This window comes from Ferrimonas sediminum (assembly GCF_900100175.1).
Lineage (GTDB): Bacteria > Pseudomonadota > Gammaproteobacteria > Enterobacterales > Shewanellaceae > Ferrimonas > Ferrimonas sediminum.
Genome location: NZ_FNEM01000011.1, coordinates 44,919 through 59,676, shown reverse-complemented (window position 1 = coordinate 59,676; position 14,758 = coordinate 44,919). Strand labels below are relative to the sequence as shown.

14 protein-coding genes and 1 riboswitch are annotated in these 14,758 nt (G+C 60.4%); of the genes, 8 read left to right on the top strand and 6 right to left on the bottom strand.

Features of this window, described 5'->3' with window-relative positions; translation table 11 throughout:
• Positions 1-178: 178 nt before the first annotated feature.
• Positions 179-832, bottom strand: coding sequence for a pyrimidine 5'-nucleotidase (locus tag BLT77_RS13015; protein WP_090365939.1), 654 nt, complete (start codon positions 830-832; stop codon positions 179-181).
• Positions 833-1,078: 246 nt separating this feature from the next.
• Here BLT77_RS13015 and BLT77_RS13010 point away from each other — a divergent pair, with 246 nt between their 5' ends.
• The 7 genes from BLT77_RS13010 to thiH all read left to right on the top strand — a co-directional run bounded on the left by BLT77_RS13010 (position 1,079) and on the right by thiH (position 8,138).
• Positions 1,079-1,471 carry a nuclear transport factor 2 family protein gene (locus tag BLT77_RS13010; RefSeq protein ID WP_090365937.1) on the top strand — a complete coding sequence of 131 codons (393 nt, stop codon included), beginning with the start codon at positions 1,079-1,081 and terminating at the stop codon, positions 1,469-1,471.
• Positions 1,472-1,603: 132 nt separating this feature from the next.
• Positions 1,604-1,702: riboswitch (TPP riboswitch) on the top strand.
• Positions 1,703-1,817: 115 nt separating this feature from the next.
• Entirely contained in the window at positions 1,818-3,770 is a 1,953-nt protein-coding gene (thiC, locus tag BLT77_RS13005; protein WP_090365934.1) for a phosphomethylpyrimidine synthase ThiC, read from the top strand.
• Positions 3,767-5,326: a thiamine phosphate synthase gene (thiE, locus tag BLT77_RS13000; protein WP_245709944.1), complete on the top strand. Its 1,560-nt coding sequence runs from the start codon at positions 3,767-3,769 to the stop codon at positions 5,324-5,326. Before thiC ends, thiE begins: the two co-directional genes overlap by 4 nt.
• Positions 5,316-6,059 carry a HesA/MoeB/ThiF family protein gene (locus tag BLT77_RS12995; RefSeq protein ID WP_090365931.1) on the top strand — a complete coding sequence of 248 codons (744 nt, stop codon included), beginning with the start codon at positions 5,316-5,318 and terminating at the stop codon, positions 6,057-6,059. The genes thiE and BLT77_RS12995 overlap by 11 nt, the downstream gene beginning before the upstream one ends.
• Complete coding sequence (gene thiS, locus BLT77_RS12990; protein ID WP_090365930.1) at positions 6,056-6,256, top strand: sulfur carrier protein ThiS; 201 nt, start codon at positions 6,056-6,058, stop codon at positions 6,254-6,256. The genes BLT77_RS12995 and thiS overlap by 4 nt, the downstream gene beginning before the upstream one ends.
• Before the next feature lies 1 nt (position 6,257).
• The gene (locus tag BLT77_RS12985; RefSeq protein ID WP_090365928.1) at positions 6,258-7,019 is read left to right on the top strand and encodes a thiazole synthase; all 762 of its coding nucleotides are present in this window, start codon (positions 6,258-6,260) and stop codon (positions 7,017-7,019) included.
• A 3-nt stretch (positions 7,020-7,022) separates the two neighbouring features.
• Positions 7,023-8,138 carry a 2-iminoacetate synthase ThiH gene (thiH, locus tag BLT77_RS12980; protein WP_090365925.1) on the top strand — a complete coding sequence of 372 codons (1,116 nt, stop codon included), beginning with the start codon at positions 7,023-7,025 and terminating at the stop codon, positions 8,136-8,138.
• 247 nt (positions 8,139-8,385) lie between these two features.
• On the opposite strand, the gene BLT77_RS12975 is transcribed toward thiH, so the two are convergent.
• On the bottom strand, positions 8,386-9,336 hold the full coding sequence (locus tag BLT77_RS12975) for a LysR substrate-binding domain-containing protein (RefSeq protein WP_090365923.1): 951 nt from the start codon (positions 9,334-9,336) through the stop codon (positions 8,386-8,388).
• A 109-nt stretch (positions 9,337-9,445) separates the two neighbouring features.
• Here BLT77_RS12975 and BLT77_RS12970 point away from each other — a divergent pair, with 109 nt between their 5' ends.
• The gene (locus tag BLT77_RS12970) at positions 9,446-10,045 is read left to right on the top strand and encodes an FMN-dependent NADH-azoreductase (protein WP_090365922.1); all 600 of its coding nucleotides are present in this window, start codon (positions 9,446-9,448) and stop codon (positions 10,043-10,045) included.
• Here BLT77_RS12970 and BLT77_RS12965 read toward each other — a convergent pair.
• From BLT77_RS12965 to BLT77_RS12950, 4 genes are read right to left on the bottom strand one after another with little or no spacing between them, the layout of a single operon-like run.
• Positions 10,028-11,509 (bottom strand): hypothetical protein, encoded by a 1,482-nt coding sequence (locus BLT77_RS12965; RefSeq protein WP_090365920.1) that lies wholly within the window; start codon positions 11,507-11,509, stop codon positions 10,028-10,030. The genes BLT77_RS12970 and BLT77_RS12965 overlap by 18 nt on opposite strands.
• Positions 11,481-12,449: an alpha-L-glutamate ligase-like protein gene (locus BLT77_RS12960; RefSeq protein WP_090365919.1), complete on the bottom strand. Its 969-nt coding sequence runs from the start codon at positions 12,447-12,449 to the stop codon at positions 11,481-11,483. Before BLT77_RS12960 ends, BLT77_RS12965 begins: the two co-directional genes overlap by 29 nt.
• Positions 12,449-13,957 carry an inactive transglutaminase family protein gene (locus tag BLT77_RS12955; protein ID WP_090365918.1) on the bottom strand — a complete coding sequence of 503 codons (1,509 nt, stop codon included), beginning with the start codon at positions 13,955-13,957 and terminating at the stop codon, positions 12,449-12,451. The genes BLT77_RS12960 and BLT77_RS12955 overlap by 1 nt, the downstream gene beginning before the upstream one ends.
• A 14-nt stretch (positions 13,958-13,971) precedes the next feature.
• On the bottom strand, positions 13,972-14,733 hold the full coding sequence (locus BLT77_RS12950; RefSeq protein WP_245709943.1) for an ATP-dependent zinc protease family protein: 762 nt from the start codon (positions 14,731-14,733) through the stop codon (positions 13,972-13,974).
• Positions 14,734-14,758: the final 25 nt, after the last annotated feature.

Here is a 14,758-nt window from a genome sequence, read left to right as displayed (position 1 = left end):
TGCCCCGAAGAGGGGCAAGTCGGTCTCTGCCAGTCCATGTGCGATCCCAAAATGCAAAATCAAACGGTGTTCACCCTCATCGGGGGGAACCATAGCGCTTCATTCAGCATAGGGCATAGTGCACTTACACAGCAATGTTAGCTGCACTTATCTGCTTTTTTGTGGCTGGCCTGCGCTGTCAGGGCTGGATCTGATTGAGTTTGCGCAAAAAGTGAGCCAAAGAGCTGGTGGCGTAACAGGCATTGTGCTGACTTACATCCGGGCGGTTCACCAACACGGTACGAATACCAAAGGTTTGCGCGGTATCCAGGTTGGAGGGTTGATCGTCAAACATCACCGCGTCGCTGCCTTGAAAGCCAAATTTGCGGGCGATCTGCTCATAGGCATGGGGATCGGGCTTCATCTTGTAACCGGTATCCTCGACCGAAAAGATGCCATCAAAGCAGTCTTCGATGCCGATGATCTCCATCAGGCGACGGGCATAGGGCAGGGCCGCATTGGTAAAGATATACCGCTTTTGCGACAGGGCGTTCAGCTGTTCTGCCAGAGCGGGGTTGTGATGCAGTTTTGACGTGTCGACGTCATGGGCATAGACGCTGAAATCGTCCAGATCGACTTCCGGGTGGTGTTGTTGCAATCCGCGCAGGGTACCGCCGTACTTGTGGTAGTAACCAAAGCAGAGCTCGGTGGCCTGCTCCGGGCTCAGCGCCAGTTTATCGGCAACATAATGCTTCATGCGCGATCCGACCTGATCGAGGATACCGGCTTCGGGATGGTACAGGGTGTTGTCGAGGTCAAACAGAAAAACGGAACGTTCTTGCAGGGGGCTCAATGGGCAAACTCCTTATAATTAGCGGGGTAGAATAAACCGTCAAAGGTTTGCTCTCAAGAGATACGGCGTGTCGCGGACAAATTGCGCAGAGGGATATCGCTATTTACCCCGCTAATGGCACCCTGTTTGCGCTGGAAAACAATAGTTATTACCGATGCAATCTGTTGGTATCTGTATTGAAATGTGGGTGATCTTCGGTAATCTTGATGGTTGGAATATGAGTCAACATCCTGGATGGAGAAAAAAATGACCCCAATGGAGCGCTGGAATACTCTGATAAGCAGCGGTGACGTATCGAGCCTGCCGCAATTGCTGGCGGACGAGGTGTGTTTTCACAGCCCGGTGGTACACACCCCGCAGCGGGGCAAGGCGATCACCTGCGCCTACCTGCAGGCGGCATTTTCAATTCTGATGACGCCGTCGTTCCGCTACGTGAACAAAATCGATGGCGGCAACCGCCTGTCGCTGGAGTTTGTTACCGAGGTCGATGGTGTCGAGATCAACGGCGTTGACTTGATTACCTGGAACGATGACGGCCAGATCGCCGAATTTAAGGTGATGATTCGCCCCCTGAAAGCCATCAATCTGGTGCATCAGAAAATGGCCGAATTGCTGCAGGCGTCGGCCGCGGGCCGTTGAGTCCGGATCCTTTGGGCCAGTGCCGCCGGTACAGCAGTTAAGGGCGGTTCGAGCACCGGGGCGCGGTCGGCCTGGTTGTAACAAACCTGATAGTCGGGACTTGTTTCCGGTTTACCAACTTCCTATACTTCCCGGGTCTTGTCGGAGTGCCCTAGGGCTGAGACCGCATTGCGGAATCCGTGGAACCTGAACAGGTTAGTACCTGCGTAGGAAAACAAGCTACAGCCAGAACGTGCCCGAAATCCCTTACAAGTGATCCCGGATTTTTCGGGTACTACCCTGGCTGAATTCTCGTTTCAGGAACCCGTCCGACAAGCAATTTCCCCTAACTTTTTGGAGATTGCTTATGTCGACCAGACGTAATAACCGTGAACACGCCCAGCGTTACCTCGATGGCCTGCAGGGCCACCCCTTTCCCAATTCAGAAAAACTCTACCTGACCGGCAGTCGTGACGATCTGCGTGTCGGCATGCGAGAGGTGACCCTGACGCCGTCGGTGATCGGCGGCGACCGCGCCAACCCCATTACCCGTGACAACGACCCTATACCGGTTTACGACACCGCCGGCCCCTACAGCGATCCCGCCAGTGACATTGATGTGCGAGCCGGGCTGGCGCCACTGCGCCGTCAATGGATTCTGGAGCGTGGAGATACCACCGAGTTGGCATCCGTGAGTTCGGACTACACCCAGCAGCGGCTGGCGGATGCCGGTTTTGACCATCTGCGCTTCGAGCAGCTGCCTAACCCCCGCAAGGCCAAAGCCGGGGCCAATGTGAGCCAGTTGCATTATGCCCGGAACGGGGTGATTACCCCGGAGATGGAGTATGTAGCGATTCGGGAGAACCTGGGTCGAGAACGGCTGCGCAATGAGATTCTGACCCAGGCCCAACCCGGTCAGAGCTTTGGTGCCAACCTGCCTGAACGCATCACCGCCGAGTTTGTACGCAGTGAAGTGGCCGCCGGTCGGGCCATCATTCCGGTCAACATCAACCACCCTGAAGCGGAACCGATGATCATCGGCCGTAATTTCCTGGTCAAGGTCAATGCCAATATCGGTAACTCATCGGTCAGCTCCTCCATCGAAGAGGAGGTGGAGAAGCTGGTGTGGAGCTGTCGCTGGGGCGCCGACACCGTGATGGATCTCTCCACCGGTCGTCATATTCACGAAACCCGCGAGTGGATCATTCGCAACAGTCCGGTACCCATCGGCACTGTGCCCATCTACCAGGCGCTGGAGAAGGTCAATGGCATTGCCGAAGATCTGACCTGGCCGATCTTCCGCGATACCCTGATTGAGCAGGCGGAGCAGGGGGTGGATTACTTCACTATCCATGCCGGCGTGCTGCTGCGCTATGTGCCCATGACCGCCGAGCGGGTCACCGGCATCGTCAGCCGTGGTGGCTCCATCATGGCCAAATGGTGCCTGTCTCACCACAAGGAGAACTTCCTGTATGAGCACTTTGAAGCCATCTGTGAGCTGTGCGCCCAGTACGACGTCGCCCTGTCTCTGGGGGATGGCATGCGCCCCGGCAGCGTGGCCGATGCCAACGACCGGGCCCAGTTTGCCGAGCTGGAAACCCTGGGCGAGCTGACCAAAATTGCCTGGAAACACGATGTGCAAACCATCATCGAAGGCCCGGGCCATGTGCCGATGCAACTGATCAAGGTCAATATGGACAAGCAGTTGCAGGAGTGCTTCGAAGCGCCGTTTTACACCCTGGGGCCGCAGATCACCGACATCGCTCCGGGTTACGACCACTTCACCTCCGGCATCGGTGCGGCGATGATTGGCTGGTATGGTTGCGCCATGCTGTGTTACGTCACCCCCAAAGAACACCTGGGGTTGCCTGACAAAGAGGACGTGAAACAGGGGCTGATCGCCTACAAGATTGCCGCCCATGCCGCCGACATCGCCAAGGGCCACCCCGGGGCCCAGATTCGGGATAACGCCCTGTCGCTGGCCAGGTTCGAGTTCCGCTGGGAGGACCAGTTCAACCTGTCACTGGATCCGGAGACCGCCCGGGCCTATCACGATGCCTCGTTGCCACAGGAAAGCGCCAAGGTGGCCCATTTCTGTTCCATGTGCGGGCCGAAGTTCTGTTCCATGAAGATCACCCAGGAGGTGCGAGACTACGCCGCCAAAAACGGCAGTGGCGATCCTCTGGCCCAGGTGATCGAACTGCAGGATGACACTGAGATTGTCAAAGGGATGGCGCAGCAGTCCGAGGCGTTCCGACAGCAGGGCGGCCAGCTGTACCATGCCCTTAGTGACGAAGATGAGCTGGAGTCGCAGTCGTGAGCGGGGCAAGCCAGACGGCGCGTCCCATCGTCTGGACCATTGCCGGCTCCGACTGCGGCGGCGGGGCCGGGCTTCAGGCAGACCTGCACACCATGGCCGATCTCGGCTGCCACGGCTGCAGTGTGGTGTCTGCGATTACCGCCCAGAACTCGGTGGCCGTCACCGCCGTAGAGCGGGTCAGCAACGCCACCTTCGTGGCCCAGCTCGATGCCTTGTGGAGTGATCTGCCCCCGGCCGCCATCAAGATCGGCCTGCTGGCCGACGATGAACAGATTCAGCTGCTGGCGGATTGGCTGGGAGCCAGAGAGCGGCGGCCGGTGATCATTCTGGATCCGGTCTTGGTGGCCTCCTCCGGCGCCAGACTCAGTGGCCGCGACGGTGCCGAACCCCGGTTTACCCCGCTGTGGCCCTATGTGGATGTGGTGACCCCCAACGGCGACGAACTGGCGGCCCTGACCGGCCGCTCGATCCAGTCGCCACTGGAGATGACCGAGGCGGCCCGGGCGCTGCTGGCGCAGGGGGCGTCGGCCGTCCTGGCCAAAGGGGGCCATTTCGATCTGATTCCCGGCCGCTGCGTCGATCTCTACCTGGACGCCGACCGCCACTTTCTGATGGATGGTGAGCGGCTGTCCGGCGTGAACACCCATGGCAGTGGCTGCACCCTGGCGTCGGCCCTGGCCAGTTTCCTGGCGCTGGGCTATGACCGGGAGGACGCCCTGGTGCTGACCCGGGCCTATCTGCATCAGGGCATTAGCCACAGTTACCGGCCCGGGCAGGGGCAGGGACCGCTGGCACGCACCGGCTGGCCGGAGCAGATGTCGGCGTTTCCCCGGGTGCCATTGGCGGGGGACGCGTTGGAGCGGCAATTCGGTTTCGACGGCCCGTTCCGTCAACCGCTGACCCCCTTTGAACGGTGCGACACCCTCACCCTGGGGGTCTATCCGGTGGTGGATTCCGTTGCCTGGGTCGAGCGGTTGTTGGCCCAGGGGGTGCGAACCCTGCAGTTGCGGGTCAAGGGGCTGGATGACCAACAGGCGGACCCCATGATTCAACGGGCGGTGGAACTGGCCCGACGCTGTCGGGCGCGGCTGTTCATTAACGATTATTGGCAACTGGCCATAAAGCACGGCGCCTACGGCGTGCATCTGGGGCAGGAAGACATGGTGGATGCGGATCTGGAAGCCATCGCTCGGGCGGGACTGAAGCTGGGGCTATCGACCCATGGCTATTTCGAAATCCTGCGGGCGGTGCAGCTCAACCCCAGTTACGTCGCCCTTGGCCACATCTTTCCAACCACCACCAAGCAGATGCCGTCCCGGCCCCAGGGGCTGACACGACTGGCACGATACAACCGCTTGTTGGCGGGCCGCTGGCCGACGGTGGCCATCGGCGGCATCGATCTTTCCCTGGCTGAAACGGTGTCCCGCTGCGGCGTCGGCAGCGTGGCGGTGGTGCGGGCGGTGACCGAGGCGCCGGACGTCAACCGGGCGCTGGAGGGGCTGTACCAGGCGTTTGAGCAGGGGCGATGTGAGCGGGAGGCACTGTATGTTGAGTGATGACGAATACCTGCGATTTGGCCGTCAACTGCTGCTGGCGGACTGGGGCGAACGGGGCCAGCAGGCGCTGGCCGAGAAGTGCGTCGCCATCATCGGTGTCGGTGGCCTGGGGGTGCCGGCACTGGTCAACCTGGCTGGAGCCGGCGTCGGCCGCTTGCGGTTGATTGACGCCGATACCGTATCTCTGTCTAACCTGCCACGGCAATGGCTGTACCAGCCACAGCAGCAGGGTCTGGCCAAGGTGCGGGCGGCCAAGGCCTGGGCCGAGGTACACAATCCGGCCCTGCGGGTCGAGGCGGTGGTGGCAATGGCCGATGACGCGTCACTACCATCGCTGCTTGAGGGGGTGGATCTGGTGCTGGATTGCACCGATAACCTCGACGCCCGTCACTGCATCAATCGCCACTGTGTCGCACTGGGGCTGCCGTTGGTCACCGCAGCAGCGGTGGGGTGGCAGGGGCAACTTCAACTGGTGGATGGCCAAGGGGCGTGCTTTGCCTGTTTCAGTCCGCCGTCGGAGACGCTGACGCCCAAAAGTTGCCGCGAGGCGGGGGTGGCCGGACCGGTATTAACGGCGGTGGCCGGTATGCAGGCGCTGATCGCCATCCGATGTTTACTTGGGCTTACGGTACCTGTCGACCAGGTGCAGCGTTTTGACGCTCACACCCTGAGTTGGCGCTCGTTTGGCCTGACGCGGCAGCCGCAATGTTCTGTGTGTGGAGAACCGCAATGATCAAGCTCGAGGTCAACGGTGAGCCCATGGCTATCGATCCCATGGCCCTGTCCGGGTTGCTCACGCAACTGAATCAGCAACAGCCCGGTGTGGCGGTGGCGGTCAACAGCCGCATCGTGCCCCGGACACAGTGGGCACAGACCCCACTTAATGACGGCGACAGCGTCGATATTTTCAGCGTAATTGCAGGAGGCTGATGTGCTAACCATTGCCGATAAAACCTTTGAATCCCGGTTGTTCAGTGGCACCGGAAAATTTTCCTCAGACGCGCTGATGGTCGACGCCCTGGCGGCCAGTGAATCGCAACTGGTTACCCTGGCACTGAAGCGGGTCGACCTCAGTGGTGGCCGTGGCGACTTGTATGGCCCGATTCGGGAGTTAGGGGTCGACTTGTTACCCAACACCTCGGGGGCCAAGACCGCAGAGGAAGCGGTGTACGCGGCGCACCTGGCCCGTGAGGCCCTGGGCACCCACTGGCTGAAATTGGAGATCCATCCGGATCCCCGCTATCTGCTGCCGGATCCCATTGAAACCCTCAAGGCGGCGGAGCAACTGTGCCGGGAAGGTTTTGTGGTGTTGCCTTACTGCCATGCCGATCCTGTGCTGTGTAAACGGCTGGAGGAGGTGGGTTGTGCCGCAGTGATGCCGCTTGGGGCGCCCATCGGCAGCAATCAGGGACTGACCACCCGCGAGTTCTTACGGATCGTTATTGAACAGGCTGGCGTCCCTGTGGTGGTGGACGCCGGGATTGGCGCTCCTTCCCATGCCGCCGAAGCGATGGAGTTGGGGGCCGACGCGGTGTTGGTGAATACCGCCATCGCCGTTGCCCGGGATCCGGTGGTCATGGCCCGCGCGTTCAAAGGCGCGGTGCAGGTCGGGCGCCAGGCCTATGAGGCGGGGTTGGGTCAAGTTTCTGCCGAGGCCAACGCCTCCAGCCCGCTGACCGGATTTCTGGGGTAGCCCATGAGCTTTTATGATCTGTGGCAACAGCAGCAGTGGGAGCATCTGGCCCTGACCATCAATGCCACCACCGAGGCCGAGGTCAGGCAGGCCCTGGCGAGTCCCAGACTGGATTGGCGGGGGTTTATGGCGCTGGTCTCGCCGGCGGCCGCGCCCTATCTCGAGTCGATGGCCACGCGCTCCAAGGCGCTGACCCGCCAGCGCTTTGGCAACACCATGGGTCTGTATGTGCCGCTGTACCTGTCCAACCTGTGCGCCAACGAGTGCGATTACTGCGGCTTTGCCATGAGCAACCGCATTAAACGTCACACCCTCACCGATGACGAGCTGGGCAGGGAGATGGATGCCATCAAAGCAATGGGCTTCGATGCCATCCTGCTGGTAACCGGTGAACATCAGACCAAGGTGGGGATGGATTACTTCCGGCGGGTGTTGCCGAAAATCAAGGCCCGGTTTTCGACGGTGATGATGGAGGTGCAGCCGCTGCAAGCCCAACACTACCGTGAGCTCAGGCAACTGGGACTGGATGCGGTGATGGTGTATCAGGAAAGCTATCACCGTTCTACCTATGCCCGGCACCATCTGCGCGGTAACAAGCAGGACTTTCGTTATCGACTGGAGACGCCGGATCGACTCGGTGAAGCCGGCGTGGATAAAATCGGCATCGGCGCGCTGTTCGGTTTGGCCAATTGGCGGGTGGAAGCGGCCATGGTGGCCCTGCACCTGGATTACCTGCAGCGCCGCTACTGGCGCAGTCGCTATTCGGTTTCTTTCCCCAGGTTACGGCCCTGCACCGGCGGGGTGGAGCCCGTCAGCCCGCTTGGGGAGCGCGAACTGTTGCAGCTGATCTGTGCCTTGCGGCTGTTTGGACCGGAGTTGGAGTTGTCGCTGTCGACCCGGGAGTCGGCCAGCTTCAGGGACCATGTGATGACCCTGGGACCGACCACCATGAGCGCGGGATCCAGCACCCGGCCGGGGGGCTATGCCGACACCAGCGAGGATCTGGCCCAGTTCTCCATTGATGATGCCCGGTCACCGAAACGGGTGGCCAGCGCCATCGAGGCGGCAGGGCTGACGCCGGTATGGAAGGACTGGGACCGGGCCCTTACCGGTCACTAGAGGCAGGTTTTCTCAGCGGCAGGGGCACTCCGGTGCCCTTTTTTTTCTTTTCGTTACTCCCTAGCCCCCCTCAACGACAATTTTTTGCCTTTCGTGTTTCCCGTCTCCTACAGGCGGTGGGCGCCGGCATGACCGCCGTTGCCTGAGCCCGGCGGTGCGTCAGTTACATCAATGGTTGATTGACGGCCTCGGCGATCAGCAATGCAGTGGCGGCGATTTGGTTTCGCCGGCCCTGTAAACCTGGTGCTCAGGCGTCAAAATCCGGCCCCCGAGCCGAGGTGGTGGTGCCAGCGATGGGCTGGGTGCTGGTCAGCGGGCTGCACTGTTTCAGGATCTCGGCAAAGCGCTTGCCGGCCGGTCCCAGGTTATCCTGGTTTGGAATCACCAGAGTCAGGGGGATCAGGTGTTTTTCGACGCTGGAGTACAACGACACCAGGTCGCCACTGGCCAGCGCTTCTGACGCCATGTGATCCGGTATCCAGCAGAACCCCACACCCTGTTTCAGAATGTCGATGGCATCGAAAAAGTGGCTGACGGTCCAGCGCTCCTTGGCTTTCAACCAACCGACATCTTTATCGCTGTCGCGGGCGGCGGTGCCGGTGTCCCGAATTACAATCTGCAACTCTCGCTCCAGTCGCCCGGAGTCCACGGTCTGTTCACGGGTCAACGGATGGTTGGGGTGACAGCAGAGGAGCATTTGGATCATCGCCAACGGCGTGCCCAGATGACCGGGGGGCACATGACCGGTGATCACCAGGTCGGCGCTGCGGTTGATGATGGCATCGCTGCTGCCGCTGATGATGTTGTCGATGACGGTGACGCGGGTACCCCGGCTTTCCGGATAGAAGCGGGATAGGGCATCAAACAGGTACTGGGACGGGTAGATGCTTTCGCGGGAGATGATCAGCTCGTGCTCCCAGCCCTGTTCCATGTTGCTGGCCAACTGTTCCAGTTGCTCAATCTGTTGAGTCAGTTGTCTGGAGCGGCGCAGCAGTACCTTGCCCTCTTCGGTCAACTCAGCCTTACGCCCCTTGACGCGAAGCAGCTGCACGCCCAGTTGCTGCTGCAACTTGGCCACCGCGTGGTTGAGGGAGCTCTGGCTTTTGTTCAGGGCGGCGGCGGCATGGGCATAACCACCATAATCCACCACAGCTTGGAGGATGCGCCACTGCTCCAGGGTCGAATGAGGCCGGTACATAGTTCTAATCCTTAGATAGGTTTGACCGATATTATGCAATTTTATTTCTGTTTCCTGCAATTAATATAGTCAGCAATCCCATAGAGATACCGAACAAGGATACCAGACCATGAAAACCCTGTTGATTGTAGATGCCAGCCCTAACTCCGCCACCTCCAACACCCGTAAACTGACGGCCGCGTACGCCGATGCCTGGCTGGCATCCAACCCAGGCAGCCGCATCATCCGCCGTGACGTCAGCGGCAATGCCATATCCCAGTTGAGCCAGGACACCATCGGTGCTTTCTATACTCCGGAAGATCAGCGCAGCGAGGCACAGCAGCAAGCGGTGGCTTTGTCAGACGAACTGGTGAATGAACTGTTTGCCGCCGATGAGGTGGTACTGGGCTCGCCGATGCACAACTTTTCTGTGACGGTGGGCATGAAGTCCTGGGTCGATCAGATCTGCCGCGTCGGCCGTACCTTTAACTATACAGAGCAAGGCCCGAAAGGGGAGCTGGCCGGTCGTAAAGCCGTGATCGTCGCATCAAGCGGCGGCGACTACGCCGACGGTACACCGATGGCCCATCTGAACCACAACGACACCTACCTGAAAACCGTACTGGGCTTTGTCGGTATTACCGACGTGTCTCTGGTGTCTGCCGGTGGGGTGGCCATGGATGCCGGCGTGGTTGATCAGGCGCAGGAAAAGCTATTGGCGCTGGTGTAACTCGATGCCCATGGCGTCCAGTGTGGGCGCCATGGCCTGGTGGTTGGTGTTGACATAGAGTCGGCGCCACAGCTGTGAGCCACTGAGTTGCCCCTGCTGCCATCGAGTGATGAGCTGAGCCGCCAATTGGCGGCTCAGCTGTTTGCGGTACAACAGCGGACCCTGGCGGATCAGTTGCGGGCGGGCGTTCCACCAGCGCCAGTTGGGGGGGGCAGGTTGGCCAAAGTAGTGCTGGAATAGCCTGGACTGGGTGGCCAGCAACTGATCTTCATCCAGGCTGTCCTGTTGCCAGACCGCCAACGCCATCTCGGCGTCAAACAGTTCACCGGCCCGGTAGCCGCGGGGCGTTGTCGGGGGTAGGGGACCCAGCTGATCTCGAAACGGGACGCTGTGACCCAGGGCCTCGCCAAGGGCGGCAGTCAGTCCGTGCAGATCCGCTTCCCACTGTTCACCCTGGTGGGAGGTCAGTGGTTGGCCAGCCAGGGCATACAGCGCCTGGGACTGACGCGCCAGTAGCTGTTCCACATGGCTATCGCGCCACTTGGATTTGCTGCGGTAGACCACTTCGGCAACACCGAAATGGTGGCCGACGATGTGGCGTTGAATGACCCTGAGCCCGGTGCGCTTGCCCGGCGTCAGCGTTACCACACCCAGATATCGGCGTTGGTCCCATACCTGCCAGCTGTCGTCATCGAGTGCGGCAAGAGTCAGCCCCAGCGTGTGGGTCAGGGCGGTAAAGGCTGCCCGGCTCAGCTGACGGGGATCGAGATTCAGGTAGCGGGGAGCGGCATGGGGTTGCCAGGGCAACTCCCGATTCGAAACTGGCAAAGACTGCAGCCAGTCGGCGATTTGTCGGGGATCGCTGAGGTAGTTGCCCGCCAAGGTATGCCGGATGCTGCTGGTATACCCCTGCGCCTTGGCATGGAGGCTGGCAGCCTTGAGAATGCGATCCAGTAGCAGCAGGGTGTCGTCGCCGCCGCGGTTTTCCCAGCCGAGCCAGACGTACTGGCTGCAGCGTTCGCTCGGGCTTTGATACAGGTAGCGGCCGACATCCTGGCGTCGCAGTGGCAGCAGTTCCTCCTGATCCACACTTTCCGCAGTCTGACAGCCAACCCGATCCAGGCGCAACTGGCGTTTGCTGGTGGTGGTCAGATTTAGGTAGGCCGCCTCTGCGGTCAGTTGCGTTACCGGCTGGCTGGGCTGATGTTCCAGGGTTGCCAGGGCTTTGCTGGCCAGATGGTGGCACTGGGCCAGTTCTTGTGCCCGGGCCGGGACGGCGCGCAGTTGATCCGTCAGTTGCACTAACTGGGCCAGATAACGTTGCTGCCGAATGACGGTATGGGACTCGGGGGGGCGAATCAGTTTCTGACACAGATCCAGAGTGTCGCTGGCAAGCCCACACGGGCTTACCAGCAATCCGGACAGGAGCAGCGCCCTAGGCGGTTTGACCCAGTTGGCTTTCACGGCCAAACCACTCCTTGGAACGGGCGATTCGAGTGGCCACGTCCACGGGATGGGCGGGCAGTGACTCCACCTGCTGAAGTCGTGGCAACAGCCCTTCACCGTTGGCGATCTGAATCGCCAGTCCCGGGCGGGCATTGAGTTCCAGCAGCAGCGGGCCCCGCTCGGTGTCCAGCACCATGTCGGTGCCCAAGTAGCCCAGCCCGGACATCTCATAGCATCCTGCCGCCAGAGTCAGCAAACGATCCCAGTGTGGAACTGCCATGTCTGACAGCAGTTTGTTGGTGTCCGGATGATGGGTCACCGGCTGGTCAAACTGCACCGCCCGCAGGGCGCGGCCGGTGGCGATGTCGATGCCGACGCCCACCGCACCTTGGTGCAGATTGGCTTTGCCGTCGGAGGCGGCGGTAGAGAGACGCAGCATCCCCATCACCGGGTAGCCCTTGAAAACAATCAGCCGAATGTCCGGCACCCCTTCAAAGGAGTAGCCCTCAAACACCGGATCAAACTGAATCAGGGCCTCGATCACCGCCACGTCATTTTTGCCTCCCAGGCTGAACAGGCCCGCCAGGATATTGGAGACATGGCGTTCCATCTCGGCCAGGGTGATTTCACCGCCGGAGGGTTTGAAAAAGCGCCCTTCGGACACCTTGGTGATCACCAGAATCCCCTTGCCGCCGGAACCCTGGGCCGGTTTGATGCAGAAGCCGGCAAAGCCGCGAATGCGGTTGGTGAGATCCCTGATCTCGTGCTGTTCACCAATCACCGAGATTAGATGCGGCACGTCGATGCCGCCCTTCAGGGCGATCTGCTTGGTGCGCAGCTTATCGTCCACCAGCTTATACAGCGAGCGTGGATTGTAGCGGCCAATGTAGGAGATGTTGCGCTGGTTCATCCCCATGATGCCCTTGGTTTTAAGCTTGGATGGGTGACAGAACAGCATCAATCGTCTCCCGCCAGAGGCTTAAAGCGGCGCAGCTCAAGAAGGCGGTAGCCGGTGTATTGGCCCATCATCAGCACGCCGGCCAGAATCACCAGATGGATGCCCAGGAAGTTAAACACCCAGTGCTGCACCAGAGGTGCAACCATACACAGATAGGTAATGGTGGCCACCAGCAGGCTGCCGCCGCCCTGGATCGCCACCTCTTTCGGGCCTTCCTCTTCCCACAGGATCGACATCCGTTCGATGGTCCAGGCCAGGATGATCATCGGGAAGAAGGTAATGGTCAGCCCTTCGGTTAACCCCAGGTTGTAGGCCAGTACTGTAAAGCCGGCGATGATGCCCAGCACCACGATCACCACCGCGCTGATCCTCGATATCAGCAACAGGTTGAGGTTGGACAGGTAGCCACGAATGTACAGACCGACGGCAACGATCAGCAAGAAGCCTACCAAGCCGGTAAGCAGGGTAGTCTGGATAAAGGCCAGGGCGATCAGTACCGGCATAAAGGTGCCCGAGGTTTTCAGCCCGACCAGCACCCGCAGGAACACCACCACCAACACGCCGATGGGAACCAGCATCAGGCCTCGAATCAGGCTCTGCTCTTCCAGAGGCAGGGAGTACAGTGAGAACGACGCCAGCCCTTTGGCAGTCATCATATCCAGGGCCGTGGCCATCGCCGGGCGGGTGTCCCGAATAATGGAGAAGGTCACGGTAGAGTTGGCGGCGCCGGTGATATCCAGGACCGAGGCGCTGGAGCGTTGCCATAGCAGCATGTTTTCTTCGCGGCCACTGGTGCCGGTCAGGGGATCAAACAGGTGCCAGAGGCCGTTGTCATACACCTCGACAATGGGCACCAGCGATTGGCGGCGGCGACCATCTTCCAGTCGCAGGCCGTGACCCACCCGGGCCGGAATCTTGGCGGAGTGCAACAGCTGCACCATCAGCTCTTCCGGTTTGTAGTGGCTCAGCAGCAGAGCCACATTCTGGGCCTGTTCGGTTTCGGACAGCATCTTGGCGATCTGCTGGGCGTACGACAGATTGCTGGCGCTGCGGCTCCAGGCCAGGTCGATCAGCGCCTGGGCGGCGGTGTCCACGCCTTCGGCCCAGGTTTCTGCCAACGGTTCCTGTGGCGGTACCGACTCCGTTAGGTCGGAGCGGCCACTGGCCACCAGGTTGGCGGTGAAGTACAGCTCCTGTTGGCCCATGGCTTCCCGTTTGGTCCACACGGCACGGCGGGCTTGCTGCTGGCGGGCGACCGTGAGCCCATAACCGGGCGAGGCGGCGCTTTCGGACAGGATCTCAAAGCCGGGGTCCTCCGGCAGGGCCAGCGACACCTCGATGGGTTGGCCGTTGGCCTGGAAGGCAACCCGCGCCTCTACGGTCCAGTTGGTGGTCTGAGCGCCGGGCACCAGAGGAATGCCGTCAACGACATGGCGATAGATCGAGGAGCCGATGCCCAGGGACAGCAGCAGCGCAACCAGAAAATAGAAAGGTTTCTTAGAGGCCATTGGGAACAGGTCCGTTATTCAGTGGGTTTAGCAGGCTTTTTGGCCGGTTTTTTACTCTGGACATGGCTGCGGCTAACGTCCACCACGGCGATGTCCTTAATGAACTTGCGTCCCAGCAGCAGCGGGTAGTCCAGGTGGCTGCGATCGTTCAGGTTCAGCTCGGTGTCGGCAACGTAGTCTCCGATCTTCAGTCGCGCTCGAATAACCGGGCGCTCCTGTTTGCCGTCGGCGGCGCCCTTTTTGATCTGGGCGATGCGCTCGACCTTGGCTTCAATGGTCTTGGCTTCGGTGTCCGGCGCTTCGCGGTTAGGGACATCAAAACGCACCCACTGTTTGCCGTCGCGCTCAAACAGGGTGATGTTGCGGGCATCGATGGAGGAGGATTCGGCACCGGTGTCGACCCGGGTTTCAAACTCCATGCCGACCTCTTGCACGTAGGTGCGTTCGACTTCACCCAGTATCAGCTTGTCGCCAATAGGAGACTCAGTGCTGACTTCCGGGCAGGTCACCACAGGAACGGCCTGTTTCTCCACCAGCGCGGTCAGCTGGGCATTGACTCCGGCCATATCGGTCACCAGTTGTTCCATATAGGGCTGGTTGGGATCCGCCTTTGGAGTACAGGTATCGACAATCAGAGTCTGCAGCTGGTCGGTTTGCTGGTTAACCAGCTGATCCAGATGTGCTTGCTTGGCGGCCTCTTTTTCGCCATTGAGGTTCGCACAGCCGCCCAGCAGGGACAACGTCGCGAAGGTTACGAGCAGGTGATTCATCTTCATCTCTGATTCCTTATCCTTTGGTAAG

What these genes read in the sequence shown, in the direction of transcription:
- BLT77_RS13010 (WP_090365937.1), top strand. Translation starts at nt 1,079, where the DNA reads ATGACCCCAATGGAGCGCTGGAATACTCTGATAAGCAGCGGTGACGTA.
- thiC (WP_090365934.1), top strand. Translation starts at nt 1,818, where the DNA reads ATGTCGACCAGACGTAATAACCGTGAACACGCCCAGCGTTACCTCGAT.
- BLT77_RS12995 (WP_090365931.1), top strand. Translation starts at nt 5,316, where the DNA reads ATGTTGAGTGATGACGAATACCTGCGATTTGGCCGTCAACTGCTGCTG.
- thiS (WP_090365930.1), top strand. Translation starts at nt 6,056, where the DNA reads ATGATCAAGCTCGAGGTCAACGGTGAGCCCATGGCTATCGATCCCATG.
- thiH (WP_090365925.1), top strand. Translation starts at nt 7,023, where the DNA reads ATGAGCTTTTATGATCTGTGGCAACAGCAGCAGTGGGAGCATCTGGCC.
- BLT77_RS12975 (WP_090365923.1), bottom strand. Translation starts at nt 9,336, where the DNA reads ATGTACCGGCCTCATTCGACCCTGGAGCAGTGGCGCATCCTCCAAGCT.
- BLT77_RS12970 (WP_090365922.1), top strand. Translation starts at nt 9,446, where the DNA reads ATGAAAACCCTGTTGATTGTAGATGCCAGCCCTAACTCCGCCACCTCC.
- BLT77_RS12960 (WP_090365919.1), bottom strand. Translation starts at nt 12,449, where the DNA reads ATGCTGTTCTGTCACCCATCCAAGCTTAAAACCAAGGGCATCATGGGG.
- BLT77_RS12955 (WP_090365918.1), bottom strand. Translation starts at nt 13,957, where the DNA reads ATGGCCTCTAAGAAACCTTTCTATTTTCTGGTTGCGCTGCTGCTGTCC.
- BLT77_RS12950 (WP_245709943.1), bottom strand. Translation starts at nt 14,733, where the DNA reads ATGAAGATGAATCACCTGCTCGTAACCTTCGCGACGTTGTCCCTGCTG.